The following is a 14,689-nucleotide window of genomic DNA, read 5'->3' as shown; positions in this document are numbered from 1 at the left end:
GCACAAAGTAAACGAAATAAAAAGCCAAAATAAATATGAGCGAAAACGATATATCAAAAATTGTTTTTGAAAGTGCATTAAAAGTTCATCAGGTTTTGGGGCCAGGTTTATTGGAAAGTGCTTATGAAGAATGTTTGTTTTATGAGTTAAAAAAGCACAATTTAAAAATTGAGAAGCAAAAGCAATTACCTCTGGTTTATGAAGATGTGAAACTGGATGCAGGATATAGAATAGATATTATTATCGAAAATAAATTTATTGTTGAGATTAAATCTGTTGAGGCCTTGAATGATGTTCATTTGGCTCAGCTGTTAACTTACTTAAGATTGTCAAATTGTAAATTAGGATTGTTAATTAATTTCAATGTTAATTTATTGAAGAATGGTGTTAAAAGAGTAATAAATGGAACTTTATAAAAGATAGTTTTACAATTAATTTTGTGAACTTAGTGAAAACTTAGTGACCTTAGTGGTTAAATAAAATGGAATTAGACGAATCAAAATATTTATACCTTCTTTTTATATTGCCAGTTGTGGCGGTACTTTTCCTGTTTAATTTATATTGGAAAAGAAAGAAACAACGTGAGTTTGGAGATTTAGAAGTAATCAAAAGACTAAGCCCTGAACGCTCTGTTTTTAAGCCTTTTTTGAAATTGACCGTTTTGCTTTTGGGATTAATAGCCTTGATTTTAGGATTGGTAAACCCTAAAATTGGTACCAAGGTGGAGACTGTAAAAAGGGAAGGAATCGACATTGTATTTGCATTGGATGTTTCCAAAAGTATGCTTTGTGAAGATGTTGCTCCAAGTCGTTTGGAAAAAAGCAAACAAATCGTATCACAAATTATTAATCAGTTGGGGAATGACAGAATAGGAATTGTGGCTTATGCAGGAAACGCTTTTCCGGTGCTGCCCATCACGACTGATTATAGTGTTGCCAAAATGTTTCTACAAAGCACAAATACCGATATGGTTTCATCCGTAGGAACATCACTTGATGAAGCCATCAAAACATCGGCTACTTTTTTTGATGACAAAAAAACGAGCAAGTTGTTGATAATGATTTCAGACGGAGAAGACCACTCTGAAGGAGCCGAAGCCGCTGCCGAAGAGGCCAATAAGCTAGGGATAAAAATTATAACCATAGGAGTTGGAACCGAAAAAGGAGGCACTATTCCTTTGAAAAGAAATGGAGTTGTCGAAAGTTATAAAAGAGACAACGAAGGAAATATTGTTGTGACAAAACTCGATGCCAAAAATTTGGAGGCAATCGGGAAGGCGACAAAAGGAGGTTATGTATACGGAAATAATACCAAAGAAGTTTTGGAATATATAAAAGCGGCATTGGATAAAATTCAAAAAACAGAATTTGAAGCTACGCAAATGGCCGATTTCCAATCACAATTTCAATGGTTTTTAGGATTTGGGTTTGTATTGTTGTTTGTGGATGTTTTCTTCCTGGAAAGAAAAACAAGCTGGGTAAACAAACTGAATTTATTTAACGAAAATAAATAAAAAGAAAATCAAGATAACTAGTGATGTATTTGTTAGTTACTACTTTGAAAGGAACATCTTAAAGAAAATGAAAAATAGAATTATATACCTACTACTATTGCTTTTAACTTTTGTGGCCAACGCCCAAGAGAAAGATAAAGTTTTGCCAAAAGCAAATGAAGAATATGTAGCCAAAAATTTTGCGGATGCCGAAGCAGATTATAGAATTTCACATTCTAAATTCCCAGGCAGAACAGTGTCTTCATATAATTTGGGAAATTCTATTTACAGACAAAATCAATTTTCGGAATCCAAATTTGCGTATGCGAATGCTTTGAAAAGCCTGAAAACAAGACCCCAAAAACACAAAGCGTTTCATAATATGGGGAATGTTTTCATGAAAGAGAAAGATTATACCCAAGCTGTAGAAGCCTATAAAAATGCTTTGCGAAATGATCCAACAGATGAAGAAACACGTTACAATTATGCTTTGGCCAAAAAAATGCTGAAAGATAATCCGCCACCAAAAAACGATAAGAATAAAGATAAAAACAAAGACAAAGATAAAGACAAAAATAAGGACAAAAAAGACGACAAAAACGATAAGAATAAAGACAATAATAAAGATAAAAAGGACGACAAAAAAGAGGGTGATCAAAATAAAAAAGAAGATAAACCTAAAAATGATCAGGGACAACCAAAACCAAAACCTAGTGATATATCGAAACAACGAACAGACAATCTTTTGGACGCCGTTAATAATGAAGAAAAGAAAATACAAGACAAGGTAAATGCCAATAAAATGAAAGGTTCTCCAGTGAAAACAGAGAAAGACTGGTAAGAAAAAAGGTTTAAACTTTAAACAACCTTAAACCATTTTAAACAACATTAAAGAATTTCAAAATCCCCCCAAAAAGTTAAAAATAAGTAATGAAACGATATTTAATTTTATTCCTATTATGTTTTCAGGGACTTTTGGCTCAAGTGCAGTTTGAGGCAAGGGTGAGCAAAACGACGCTTGGACTCAACGAGAGACTTCGTATCGATTTTGTGATGAATATTGATGGAGATAATTTTGTGCAACCCTCTTTTGAAGGCTTTAGAATTATTGCCGGCCCAAGTCAGCAGGTAAGTCAGTCTTGGATAAACGGAAAAACTTCTTTCGAAAAAAGCTATTCTTATTTTTTGCTGCCAAATCAAAAAGGATCTTTGGTAATCAAACAGGCAATGATTGAATATAATGGGCAGATTTACAAGACACAACCCATCAGAATCAATGTGACAGCAGCTACAGAACAGCCAAGAGATCCAAATGATTCGCAGATTTCTGCCGATGACAACTTGTATTTAGTTGCCGATATCTCAAATACAAACCCATATATAAACCAACCTATTACGGTGGTGTACAAATTGTATTTCAACAATATAGGAATTACAGGTTTTAAGGAACTGGCTAAACCAAAATACAATGATTTTTGGAACCAAAATATTGACATCAAACAATTGGTTGCCGAAGAGGGAATGTTCAAAGGGGAACAATATCGTTTTGTGGTTTTACGCAAAACCGTTTTGTATCCTCAAAAATCCGGGAAGCTTCTTATTGAGCCACTTTCGTTAGACATTGGTGTGCAATTGCCAACAAACCGTAGGGACATGTTTGGAAGAGTTATCTTGACAGAAGACAACAAAAGGGTTTCTGCGGGATCTAAAATGATTAATGTAAAACCGTTGCCAGAAACCGGAAAACCAGTTGATTTTACAGGAGCTGTTGGGAAATTTGACTTCAGGGCAATTCCATCCAAAACAACGTTGAAAAACGGAGAAAGTCTGGATTTGGTTTTGAGCGTGACAGGGACAGGTAATTTGAAACTATTTAATTTGCCAAAACCCGAAGTGCCAAATGCTTTGGAAATGTATGATCCAGTACACGACGAAAAAGTGAATACGCCACTGTCTGGGATGACGGGTAAAATCTCGGATTCTTATACTATTATCCCACAATACAAAGGAGATTATATTATAAAACCGATGCATTTCTCGTACTTTGATTTAGGTACAGGAAGCTATAAAACAATAAGTTCTAAGGAAATCAAAATAAACGTTCTGGGCGGACCTGCACAAACAGCTGGAACTCCAACAACAGCAAGTAGTGGGAAAAACAGAATCGGAGGGGTGGAACAGTTTCAGTTTATTGACTTAAAAACAGATCTTGTTGCAAAGAATGAACCAGTATTTTTTGGTTCCAATAAATTCTATGCATTATTATTCCTGCCGTTTTTATTGCTTCCGATAATTGTTCTTTTCAAAAAGAAAAAAGAAGCAATAGAAAGTGATGTTTTTGGTAACCGAATCAAAATGAATAATAGATTGGCGAAGAAATATTTATCAGAAGCCAAAAAGCAAATCAACAACAAGGAGCCTTTCTATGTTGCTTTGGAGAAAGCGATGCATAATTTCTTAAAAGCCAAACTGCATATCGAAACTTCGGAAATGAGCAAAGACAATATTCGTGAACTGCTGTTGTCCAGAAAAGCAAGTCCAGAAGCGGTAAATCATTTTATTGCTCTTACCGAAAATTGCGAAATTGCCAGATATGCACCATCATCGAGTGCAACGATACAGCATGATTTTGATAAAGCCGTAGCTATCATTTCAGAATTGGAAAAACAAATCTAAGTTGCTGAGAATCTAAGTTTCTAAGATGCTAAGAAACTTAGAATCTCAGAACCTCAGAATCTTAGTGTCTCAGAATCTTAGAAACTAAAAAAAATGAAAAATATTTTTTACATACTATTATTAACCACACAGGTTTTCTTTGGGCAATCTGGTTTCAAAAAAGGAAACGATTTGTACCAAAATGCAAAATACGCCGAAGCAGCCCAAGCGTATGAAGCTGTTTTGGAAGGCAACCAAGAATCGGCTGAATTGTATTTTAATTTAGGAAATTGTTATTATAAGTTACATCAAATTGCTCCGGCAATCTATAATTATGAAAAGGCTTTGGTTTTGGATCCTTCCAATAGAGAAGCTTTGAACAATATAAAATTTGTCCAAAAACAAACGATAGATGAAATCAAAGTGGTTCCAAAAGTAGGTTTTGCAAAACTGCTTCGGGATTTTACAGGAATCTATCCCTTCGACACTTGGGCATGGATTTCTATTGGGTTTGCATTTTTGTTTCTGTCGTTCTTTATGGGATATTATTTTTATCAGACAGTAACCGTAAAAAGGATTTTCTTCGTGGGAATGTTTGTCATATTATTGTTTCTTTTAATGAGCGTTTCGGCAGCTTTTTTCGAAAAAAGCCATTATGACCACGAAAGACCAGCTATTGTTTTTGCCGAATCTGCCGAGGTAAGAAGCGAACCGCAAAAAGGAAGTTCTACGACTTTTGTCCTTCATGCGGGAACCAAAGTATATGTGGACGAAACATTAGGAAATTGGAAAAAAATTCAATTGACCGATGGAACCGAAGGTTGGATAGATAGACTGGCGATTAAAGAAGTGAAGGATTAGTTTTGTGGAAAGCAGAAAGCAGAATTCAGATGCAGAAGGCATTTGTTACTATTTAGATAAAATACAACAGCCCATAGTTTCAACTATGGGCTGTGTGTTTTGAAACTGCAATCTGCCAACTGCAATCTAAAAACTACTTCCTCGCTTTATCATACCATTTTTCAATAGACGGAAAAATAAAGCCAGCAGTTTTTTGAATAGGGTTAAAGAAAATGGAATTATCCAGCGTTTCTTTTTTTGCCAAAAAATTATGGTAGTTGATTTTTTCAAAAATCGTAAAAAACACACTGATGATTAGCACGGTTTTTAACACCCTGAATAAACCGCCGCCAAGAGTGTTCATCCAACCCAAAAAGGCAAAATCGGCCAATCCGGTCAGGAATTTTCCCATCAGATAAATTCCGATAACCACCACTATGAAAGTTAGGATAAAAGCAAATACCTGAATAGTGTAAGGATTCCAATGTAGCCAACCCGATAAAACATCTCTTAAAACATCCGAAAATTTTATGGCAACGTAAATTCCTAAAATTAGAGAAACAAAGCCGGCCAATTCTACAAAAAGTCCGTTGCGAATTCCTTTATATAAAGAATAACAAAGGAATCCACCAATGATAATATCAAAAAAGCTCATTTTTTTGGTTTAAAATTAAAGGTGCAAAGATATAAGAATTGAGATGAATGGTGAGAAGAGAATCGAAAATTAGCCAATAGAAAATAGAGAAGTCAGAGACACAGTTGTTATCTTTGCTGAAATAATTTTAGATTTTAGAGTTCAGATTGAAACAATTTAAACCCTAAACCTTAAACTCAAAACTTAAGATGTCAAGAGACACACAACTGAAAGAACGCTGGGAACGGCTTGTCGATATACTTTCCAACCAATTTTCGCAAGGCGAGGATTTGGATTTGGATGCTATTATTTATTTGATTGGAGTACAGGAACTTGGTCAGATTCATCGAGAATTCAAAAAAGATGAGAAACTCAACCTGATGCACATCGCCATCTGCCGGTTATTAGAACCTTACGGGTTTTACGAATTCGACTATTTTGACGAAGACGGTTGGCCTCATTATAAAGTAAAAGAGCAATTACCAGCATTGAAGGCCGGCGAACAATCTGTTTTGATGAAAGAAGCCATAGTTAATTATTTTCTGGAGAAAGAAGTCATAGATTAGTGATTAGTGAAAAGTAATTAGTAATAAGCTCTATTGCTAAAATTTTTTAGCCTAATCACTAATTACTTTTTACTAATCACTAAAAAAAACTAAATTTGCACTCTCAATTACGGAATGAAAATGATAGATAAGATAAAAGAATATAATTATGTGTTTTTCATTTATTAAGTCATATAAAAACAATTGTAAATAAAGAGATTATAAAATTAACTCAGTAATGTTTTTTTTATTTTAGATTAAAAATTACCCCACTATCACCCCACCTTCCAAAATTACTTACATAAACTAATTTGCTTTTAGCTTGTTTAATCAACTTTGAAAAACTTTGTTTATTAATTTTATTCTTTTGTTATTAAATCAATACTAGATATAAGAGAGATGTTTGTACCAACAAAAGTAAACTCGGTCACCCAAAATGAAGTTGACCAAGCTAAAAGTTTATTTGAGAAAGGGCTAAATGTTCTAAACGGTGTGATAGACTAAAAAGACACATCTATTCTACTTTCATTCATCTACTACCACCCCCACTTTTGCATTATCTATCACTTCCAAGAGGTATGATTGTTCTAATTCATTTTTCATTGTAAGATCAAAGTCTTTTTTTTCTGCTAAGGCTTTTGGAACTGTTCCCGAAAATGAATTAAAAGACAAATTAAGATTTTGCAATTTTTCTAATTTAACCATATTAAAAGGAATTTCACCATTCATTTTATTATTTGAAAGAGTTAAATTTTCTAATTCTTTCATGTTTTCAATACTAGGACTGATACTTCCTGAAAATTTATTATTACTTAATAATAAATCTTTTAAGTTTTTCAATTGATATAACGAAACTGGAAGTTTACCCGATAATCCATTATATAGTAAAGAAAGAATTTCTAGCTCTTTTAAATTACCTATTTCACTAGGCAATTCACCAGAAAGATTATTCGTAAAAATACATAATACTTTTAAGTTAGGGATTTCACAAATAGAATTTGGAATCGTGCCCGACAACATATTAAATGATAGATTTAATTCTTTTAAACTTTTCAAATTTCCAATCGTTTCCGGAATTGTCCCTGAAATCTGATTTATGAACAGATCTAATACTTCTAAATGTTCTAATTCAGTTAACTCCACAGGCAAAGTACCAACAAGATTATTATTGGAAAGATTGATACCTACCACATGGTCGTGCTGAATTTTAATACCGTGCCATGAGGAAATTGGAGCTTTCAAATCCCATTTCACTCTCCATTGGTTGCCATTTGTACTTTGATATAATTTTATCAAAACACTCTTTTCAGAATTCGGAATGATATGTGCTGATATTGAAATTGAAAAAGCAACGATAAGAAATAATGCAAAGATATTTTTCATGGTTTTCCTTATTGAGCTAAGTTAGTAAAAAATAAATAAAAACTCGCTATAATGCAATAATAACCGTTGAATTGCAATATATAAATTTTTTAACACTATTTAGATTGCTTTTTTATAGATTGCCACGGTTTGAATAGGAAAAAATTTAGATTAGCAATAGAAGTTTTGGATGGGGAATTAGTTTAAAATGAAATTGACATACTAGAGGAAAATGATATTGAAGTTGTATAAATTTAATCCGACTATGTTTTAAAAAGTGTAGTTTGTCATTCATTCAGTTAAATATGAAAAATGTTTTTGAAAAATTATCTTTTGAGGATAATAGAATTGAATATCGGAATACAAAACAGTATAGTATCATAAAATGAAAAGCGTGCAAATCATCATCTTTATTCTTTGTCTGTAAAATTACTTTCTGTGTCATTTTGTTATAATTTAATTATCTTTGTGCAATAAATATAGAGTTTGTAATTCAATTTTTATAAAAATCACCCACTTTTAACCCCACTAATTTTAGTAAATGTTGTAAAGTATTGATAAGATTATAATATAATGATAGATAAGATAAAAGAATATATTGGTGAGGCTCAGGCATTCTCCACGCAAAATACTGCAGAGCTAGAAGCATTTAGAATAAAATTTCTAGGAAGTAAAGGGCTGTTGAAAGATCTTTTTGCGGAGTTTAAAAACGTGCCCAACGACCAAAAAAAGGAATTTGGGCAAGTAATCAATTTACTTAAAACGTCAGCCGAAGACAAAGTAAAATCCATTCAGGAAGCCTTGTCCGACAAAGAAGAAGCCAAAGGAATCTACGGAGATTTGACCCGCACTGCCGAGCCGTCAATTATAGGTTCGCGTCATCCTATTTCGTTAGTAAAAAACCAAATTATCGATGTCTTTTCAAACATCGGATTCAACGTTTCCGAAGGTCCTGAAATTGAGGACGATTGGCACAATTTTACCGCATTAAACTTGCCAGAATACCATCCGGCACGCGATATGCAGGACACCTTTTTCATTCAGACGAATCCTGATATTTTGTTGCGTACCCACACTTCATCCGTGCAGGTGCGCTACATGGAGAACAACAAACCGCCTATTCGTACGATTTCTCCAGGGAGAGTTTTTCGTAATGAGGCCGTTTCGTCTCGTTCTCACTGTATTTTCCATCAGGTAGAAGGATTGTACATTGACAAGGATGTTTCCTTTGCAGATTTGAAACAAACACTTTTATATTTTACCAAAGAAATGTTTGGGAAATCCAAAATTCGATTGAGACCTTCCTATTTTCCGTTCACCGAACCAAGTGCCGAAGTGGATATTTATTGGGGTTTAAAAACCGAAACCGATTACCGTATCACCAAAGGAACCGGTTGGTTGGAAATTATGGGTTGCGGAATGGTAGATCCAAATGTGCTTAAAAACTGTGACATTAATCCAGACGAGTACAATGGTTTTGCATTCGGAATGGGAATCGAGCGTATCGCGATGTTATTGTACCAGATTGGCGACATCCGTATGTTTTATGAAAATGACGTGCGTTTCCTGGAGCAATTTAAGGCAAGTATATAATTTATAATTTAAGTCGAAAGTGAAAAGTCGAAAGTTTCAATGTGGGACTTTCGACTTTTGGTTTCATAATTTTTGATTACAATGAAAAAAGATATTATTGTTCCCAAAGTAGAAAACGTATTCCTAGCCGCCGTTCAAGAATGGAGCGACGATTTTATGGAAAAAGTATGGTATGCTTATTTGATAAACGACAGTGATTTTCAACTTGACAGCGTTATGGTGGTTTCCAAAGCCTTTGGAACAATCGATGGCGAAATGAAAAAGACATCATTGTTGCGTCACGCGTTTGTTGAAATTCCAGCTGTTTCTGTAGTAAAAATTGAAATGATCGAGAAAAGCGTATTGGCACTCAACAATGAGTTTATGGTGACTTACTTTATCGGAAATACTTTATATGATAAAAAATTCATTTTTAAAGCCAATAGCATCAATGAAACCGATGTGGAAGAAGTACCGCTTTTATTCGTTGATGGGGTTATTGTGAAATAAGTAAACAGTATTCAGTTTTTTAGTATTCAGTGATTAACTGGAGTAAATAGAACAAAAAAGGCATTTTCCAATTCAAGAAAATGCCTTTTATTATTATTTGTAGAAAAGTATTTTCAGATTCGGTGCCAACTGAACACTAAAAAACTGAATACTGATTACTGCTATCTAATCCAATTCCTCAGTCAGTTTCTTAAACACCGCTTTTGCTTCTTTTCCTTCATACAAAATACTGTAAACAGCATCGATGATAGGGGTTTTTGCGCCGTAACCCTGATTAAGTTTGTAGGCGCTTTTGACGGCATAATAACCTTCGGCAACCATGCTCATCTCCATTTGTGCCGATTTTACCGTATAGCCTTTCCCAATCATATTTCCGAACATTCGGTTTCTGGAAAAAATAGAATAACCCGTAACCAATAAGTCACCCAAATAAGCCGAATCATTAATGTTACGCTTCATTTTGTGTACTTTCTTGATGAATTTTTTCATCTCCCGAATCGCATTACTCATAATCACCGATTGGAAATTATCGCCATAACCCAATCCGTGGGCAATCCCCGCTGCAATAGAATAAATGTTCTTCAGCATTGCGGCATATTCCGTCCCAATAATATCGTCAGAGATTTTGGCTTTGATATAGTTGCCAGACAAATTTCCGGCAACGATGCTGGCTTTGTCGGGGTCACCACAGGCAATCGTTAAGTACGAAAGTCTTTCGAGAGCAACTTCTTCGGCGTGGCAAGGCCCTGTGATTACGCCAATATTGTAATAAGGAATATCATATTTGTAATGAAAATGCTCTCCAACAATCAAACTGGTTTCCGGAACAATTCCTTTTATGGCAGAAAAAATTATTTTGTCTTTTAGGGAAACTGTTAGTTTTTCTAGCTCACTATTCAAAAAAGCAGAGGGAATTGCAAATATGATGTAATCGGCATAAGCAACAGCTTCATTGATATCGTTGGTAAGTTTGAGTTTAGTATTGTCAAATTCTACAGAACTTAAATAATTTGGATTGTGTTTGTGGGCTTTAATGTGTTCTATAGCGGCGTCATTACGCATATACCATGAAATTTCAGGAAGATTTACGCACAACATTTTTGCTATAGCTGTAGCCCAGCTTCCGCCACCAATCACTGCAAATTTTAAATTTTCGGACATTTTTTTATTAAATTTCACCAAAAGTACTTAAAAATATACCAATAACACAAATTAAATTTTTTGATAAGCCTTGAATTTATTGAAGTTTTTAAAGATTTTGCCAAAAGAACATATTATGTGTAACTTTTTTAGAATTTATACAATATTAATGCAAAACATGCGTTGTAAGTGATTATGAATAAATTGTTTAGGATTTAAATATGAATATTGAGTTAGTTAGTTTTGTTTTAGTATTTTGAATGGCGTTCACTGTGGTTAAGTGAACGCCTTTTTTTTGGTTCGAAATTAGTAACTCAACAACACTATTTCTTTTACTTTATCCAAAGTAATATTTTGTTTTTCCCCCAATGCTTTCCAACCTCTTTTTTCAAAACGATCGACAATAAAGTCGGCAGTTTTATCAAAGTTTTCGGCATTTTCAGAAAGCAGGGTTTTCATTCCCATAGTATGAAAAAAAGCTACAGTCTTTTCAATTGCCTGCGTGGCAATTTCATTATCCGTTCCTTTTAAATTAAATACCCGTTTTCCATATTGAGCTAGTTTTTCTTTTTTGGTTTCAAACATCACTTTGTATAGGTTTGGACCTATTATGGCCAGAGTCCTTGCATGATCGATTCCATGAAGGGCGGTTAATTCATGACCAATCATGTGGGTGGCCCAATCTGTTGGAACTCCTTTTTGGATTAAACCGTTGAGAGCCATTGTACAACTCCACATAAAATTAGCAGCCAAATCATAATCTGATGGATTATCAACTACATCGGGACCTATCTGGATTAAGGTTTGCAAAATGCTCTCTGCAATTCGGTCTTGTAAAAAACCCTTGTGTACGTAAGTTAAATATTGTTCTAAAACATGGGTATAAGCATCAACAACCCCATTTTGCAATTGTCTTTTAGGTAAAGACTGAATGACAGTTGGGTCGCAAACAGAAAATTTTGGAAATAAAGCCGAGCCTCCAAAATCTAACTTTTCTTGAGTCGATGCTATGGTAATTACTGAGCCCGAATTCATTTCGCTTCCAGTTGCGGGCAACGTCAAAACGGTACCAAAAGGAATTACTTTGGCAGCATCTTTGAAAAGAATCCTCTTTTTGAGAATGTCAATTGGGTCTCCTTCAAAAGGAACGGCTGCCGAAATAAATTTCACCCCGTCAATAACACTTCCGCCTCCAACAGCAAGGATAAAATCAATATTTTGTTCTCGAATAATCGCAACTGCTTTCATTAAAGTTTCAAAATGCGGATTGGCTTCAATTCCTCCAAATTCAATAATAGTATATCCTTCAAGACTTTTTCGGACTTGCTCGTGGATGCCATTTTTAAAAATGCTCCCGCCTCCATAAGCCAGAAGGATTTTGGCATTTGAAGGAATTAATGTTGGTAATTTTTCTATTTGTCCTTTCCCAAAAACCAATTTGGTGGGATTGTATAATTCGAAATTTAGCATAATGTGTTTTTTGAGATATTAAGTTGCTAAGAGTCTAAGCTTTAAAAATTAGAAACTTATAATCTCAGATTCTTAGCGACTTTCTGTTATTTTTTTGAATTTAATTGAACCAATAATTTTTCAGCGACCAGTTTGGATGACGCTGGATTTTGTCCGGTAATTAATAATCCGTCTTCCACCGCGTACGGGTGCCAATTTTCTACTTTACTATAAATTCCTCCATTTGTTTTTAGCGCATCTTCCAATAAAAAAGGAACAATTTTGCTTAAGCCAACAGCTTCTTCTTCGGTATTGGCAAATCCGGTAACTTTTTTACCTTTTACCAAAAATTGCCCGTTAGTTTTTACATTTTTTAATACGGCAGGAGCGTGGCATACAAAGGCTACAGGTTTTTTATGCGTATAAAATGACTCAATCAAAGCGATCGAATTTTTATCTTCAACCAAATCCCAAAGCGGGCCATGGCCGCCTGGGTAAAAAACTGCATCGTAATCTGCTTGATTGACATCGGATAGTTTTTTGGTGTTTTTTAGTTTTTCCAATAAAACGGCATCGGCATCAAATCGTTTGGTGTCTTCGGTTGCTGATGATGGATCAGAGCTTTTCGGGTCAATAGGCGGTTGTCCTCCCTTTGGCGAAGCAATATCAATAGTAACACCTTTATCCAATAAAGCATAGTAAGGCGCAGCAAATTCTTCTGTCCAGAATCCGGTTTTCTCTCCAGTGTTTCCCAGTTGATCGTGACTGGTAACCACAAATAATACTTTTTTCATCTTTTTATTATTTTGTTTTTGCGCGGTTGCCACAAAGCCACTTATGGCTAATGCTAGAATCGCTAATACAGTTATTTTTTTCATGATTTAATTTTTTTAGTTCAACAAATTTATGGCGAATGTGTTATTAGCAAAAATAATTTAAATTATGTTTGTGATAAATATATTTATATCATGGTTAATCTGGAATGGTATCGAACGTTTAAATCAGTTTATAAAAACGGAAATTTTTCTTTGGCAGCCAAAGAATTATTTATTAGTCAACCAGCTGTAAGTCAGCAAATAGTGATGTTGGAGGCGCATGTAGGTTACAAGCTTTTTAATCGAAAGTCCAAAGGGGTTGAACCAACAGAGTACGCTAAGTTACTCAATAATCTAATTATTGATGCCTTAGACCGATTGGAAAATGTTGAAAATGGATTTCGTGCGAAAGCTTTCAATGCAAATCGGTTATTGTCTGTTGGCATTTCAAAGCATTTAATGAGCAGTATAGGGAGTGCATTGGTCGCCAAATTTGATTTTGTCGATTTTACATTCCATACAAATGATACGCTGTTTGATTTGGTAAATTCCAAAAAATTGGATTTTGCGGTAGTAACCAAGAAGTTCGACACTTTTGATACCATTCAAAAAAAGGCGGGTGAAATCAAGCAAGTTGTTGTGGGTTCTAGCGATGTTGATCTTTCGGAAGTAAAGCCAAATATTAAAATCAAAAATGATACCGCAATCGAAAATTGGCTGAATGAACAAAAATGGTACAGCCATGATGCCGAAATTCCGCATATTAAATTATTTTGGCTTCATGTTTTTGCTAAAAAAAGACCTTCGATTATTGCCAATTATATTATTCCGTCAGAATATGAAATGCTGGAAATTCTCAGCAAAAATACGGGAGTTGCGGTTACTTGGGATATTAATGCTAAAAATTTGATTAAAGAAAAGAAATTGCAGTTGGTTTGGGACAGCAAACAAATGCCAAGTACAGAAGTATTTTTGCTATCGGGTAAAAATGAAAATTTGAGCCCTATTTTTCAGGATATAATGGCTGAATTAAAGTTGGTTTTGAAATGATTATTTTTTGTAAAAATTATTATGATCAATATAGTCCCAGACTTTATAAGGTAAAAGTGGTTGTACGTTTTTCCCTTTTTTGATGGTTTCCCGAATTGTCGTCGATGATATTTCAACAATAGGAGCATCTATCAAATGAACATTAGGATGATTTTTTAATTCCAGATTTTCTACCTCTGATGAAATGCGGGGATAAACATAAATGTCATGGTGTTCTAGAATCGTATTGTAATTTTTCCATTTATGGAGCGATTTTATATTGTCCTCTCCCATAATTAATGAAAATTCGTGTTGCGGAAATTTATCCTGCAAATGCGCCAAAGTATTCACGGTGTAATTGGGCTGTAATAATTTGAACTCAATATCGGATGGTTTTATTTTTGGAAAATCCTCTGTGGCGAGATGAACCATTTGCAAACGATGGTAATCATCGAGCAAAGTGCTTTTCTTTTTGAGCGGATTGTGAGGTGTTACAACCATCCAAACTTGATCCAAATCAGAATGCTCTGCCATGTGGTTGGCAATGATGAGATGCCCAATATGAATGGGATTGAACGTTCCGAAATATAGTCCGATTTTCATGAATTTAATTGAAAGATTTAAAAATTGAAAGATTTAAAATTAA

The 14,689-nt window shown here is 34.3% G+C and carries 15 protein-coding genes; 9 read left to right on the top strand and 6 right to left on the bottom strand.

The window, feature by feature from the left end:
• The first annotated feature begins 35 nt into the window (after nucleotides 1-35).
• The 5 genes from EM308_RS03450 to EM308_RS03430 all read left to right on the top strand — a co-directional run bounded on the left by EM308_RS03450 (nucleotide 36) and on the right by EM308_RS03430 (nucleotide 5,008).
• Nucleotides 36-416, top strand: a complete 381-nt coding sequence (locus EM308_RS03450; protein WP_035636367.1) for a GxxExxY protein — start codon at nucleotides 36-38, stop codon at nucleotides 414-416.
• A 65-nt stretch (nucleotides 417-481) separates the two neighbouring features.
• On the top strand, nucleotides 482-1,513 hold the full coding sequence (locus EM308_RS03445; protein ID WP_035636363.1) for a VWA domain-containing protein: 1,032 nt from the start codon (nucleotides 482-484) through the stop codon (nucleotides 1,511-1,513).
• 67 nt (nucleotides 1,514-1,580) lie between these two features.
• Nucleotides 1,581-2,333: a tetratricopeptide repeat protein gene (locus EM308_RS03440; protein ID WP_035636361.1), complete on the top strand. Its 753-nt coding sequence runs from the start codon at nucleotides 1,581-1,583 to the stop codon at nucleotides 2,331-2,333.
• A gap of 89 nt (nucleotides 2,334-2,422) precedes the next feature.
• Nucleotides 2,423-4,168 carry a BatD family protein gene (locus EM308_RS03435; protein WP_035636358.1) on the top strand — a complete coding sequence of 582 codons (1,746 nt, stop codon included), beginning with the start codon at nucleotides 2,423-2,425 and terminating at the stop codon, nucleotides 4,166-4,168.
• Between the two features lie 93 nt (nucleotides 4,169-4,261).
• On the top strand, nucleotides 4,262-5,008 hold the full coding sequence (locus tag EM308_RS03430) for a tetratricopeptide repeat protein (protein ID WP_035636356.1): 747 nt from the start codon (nucleotides 4,262-4,264) through the stop codon (nucleotides 5,006-5,008).
• Nucleotides 5,009-5,141: 133 nt separating this feature from the next.
• On the opposite strand, the gene EM308_RS03425 is transcribed toward EM308_RS03430, so the two are convergent.
• On the bottom strand, nucleotides 5,142-5,642 hold the full coding sequence (locus EM308_RS03425; protein WP_035636354.1) for a CvpA family protein: 501 nt from the start codon (nucleotides 5,640-5,642) through the stop codon (nucleotides 5,142-5,144).
• A gap of 188 nt (nucleotides 5,643-5,830) precedes the next feature.
• On the opposite strand from EM308_RS03425, the gene EM308_RS03420 reads away from it, so the two are divergent.
• Entirely contained in the window at nucleotides 5,831-6,187 is a 357-nt protein-coding gene (locus EM308_RS03420) for a hypothetical protein (protein ID WP_035636352.1), read from the top strand.
• A 504-nt stretch (nucleotides 6,188-6,691) separates the two neighbouring features.
• Here EM308_RS03420 and EM308_RS03415 read toward each other — a convergent pair.
• Nucleotides 6,692-7,549, bottom strand: a complete 858-nt coding sequence (locus EM308_RS03415) for a leucine-rich repeat domain-containing protein (protein ID WP_035636350.1) — start codon at nucleotides 7,547-7,549, stop codon at nucleotides 6,692-6,694.
• A 552-nt stretch (nucleotides 7,550-8,101) separates the two neighbouring features.
• Between EM308_RS03415 and pheS the strand changes: the two genes are divergently transcribed.
• Both pheS and EM308_RS03405 read left to right on the top strand, forming a co-directional pair.
• On the top strand, nucleotides 8,102-9,121 hold the full coding sequence (gene pheS / locus EM308_RS03410; RefSeq protein WP_035636348.1) for a phenylalanine--tRNA ligase subunit alpha: 1,020 nt from the start codon (nucleotides 8,102-8,104) through the stop codon (nucleotides 9,119-9,121).
• Nucleotides 9,122-9,202: 81 nt separating this feature from the next.
• Nucleotides 9,203-9,610 (top strand): hypothetical protein, encoded by a 408-nt coding sequence (locus tag EM308_RS03405; protein WP_035636345.1) that lies wholly within the window; start codon nucleotides 9,203-9,205, stop codon nucleotides 9,608-9,610.
• Nucleotides 9,611-9,775: 165 nt separating this feature from the next.
• Here EM308_RS03405 and EM308_RS03400 read toward each other — a convergent pair whose 3' ends face one another.
• The 3 genes from EM308_RS03400 to EM308_RS03390 form a co-directional block, all read right to left on the bottom strand.
• Nucleotides 9,776-10,771 carry an NAD(P)H-dependent glycerol-3-phosphate dehydrogenase gene (locus EM308_RS03400; protein ID WP_035636343.1) on the bottom strand — a complete coding sequence of 332 codons (996 nt, stop codon included), beginning with the start codon at nucleotides 10,769-10,771 and terminating at the stop codon, nucleotides 9,776-9,778.
• 285 nt (nucleotides 10,772-11,056) lie between these two features.
• On the bottom strand, nucleotides 11,057-12,220 hold the full coding sequence (locus tag EM308_RS03395) for an iron-containing alcohol dehydrogenase (protein WP_035636341.1): 1,164 nt from the start codon (nucleotides 12,218-12,220) through the stop codon (nucleotides 11,057-11,059).
• A gap of 86 nt (nucleotides 12,221-12,306) precedes the next feature.
• Nucleotides 12,307-13,077 (bottom strand): type 1 glutamine amidotransferase domain-containing protein, encoded by a 771-nt coding sequence (locus EM308_RS03390; RefSeq protein ID WP_035636339.1) that lies wholly within the window; start codon nucleotides 13,075-13,077, stop codon nucleotides 12,307-12,309.
• Between the two features lie 90 nt (nucleotides 13,078-13,167).
• Here EM308_RS03390 and EM308_RS03385 point away from each other — a divergent pair, with 90 nt between their 5' ends.
• Nucleotides 13,168-14,064: a LysR family transcriptional regulator gene (locus EM308_RS03385; protein WP_035636336.1), complete on the top strand. Its 897-nt coding sequence runs from the start codon at nucleotides 13,168-13,170 to the stop codon at nucleotides 14,062-14,064.
• On the opposite strand, the gene nadD is transcribed toward EM308_RS03385, so the two are convergent.
• On the bottom strand, nucleotides 14,065-14,646 hold the full coding sequence (nadD, locus tag EM308_RS03380) for a nicotinate (nicotinamide) nucleotide adenylyltransferase (protein ID WP_035636334.1): 582 nt from the start codon (nucleotides 14,644-14,646) through the stop codon (nucleotides 14,065-14,067).
• Nucleotides 14,647-14,689 lie beyond the last annotated feature (43 nt).

Source organism: Flavobacterium gilvum (assembly GCF_001761465.1).
In the GTDB taxonomy this organism is placed as follows: Bacteria; Bacteroidota; Bacteroidia; order Flavobacteriales; family Flavobacteriaceae; genus Flavobacterium; species Flavobacterium gilvum.
This window is presented reverse-complemented; position numbering and strand designations above follow the sequence as displayed.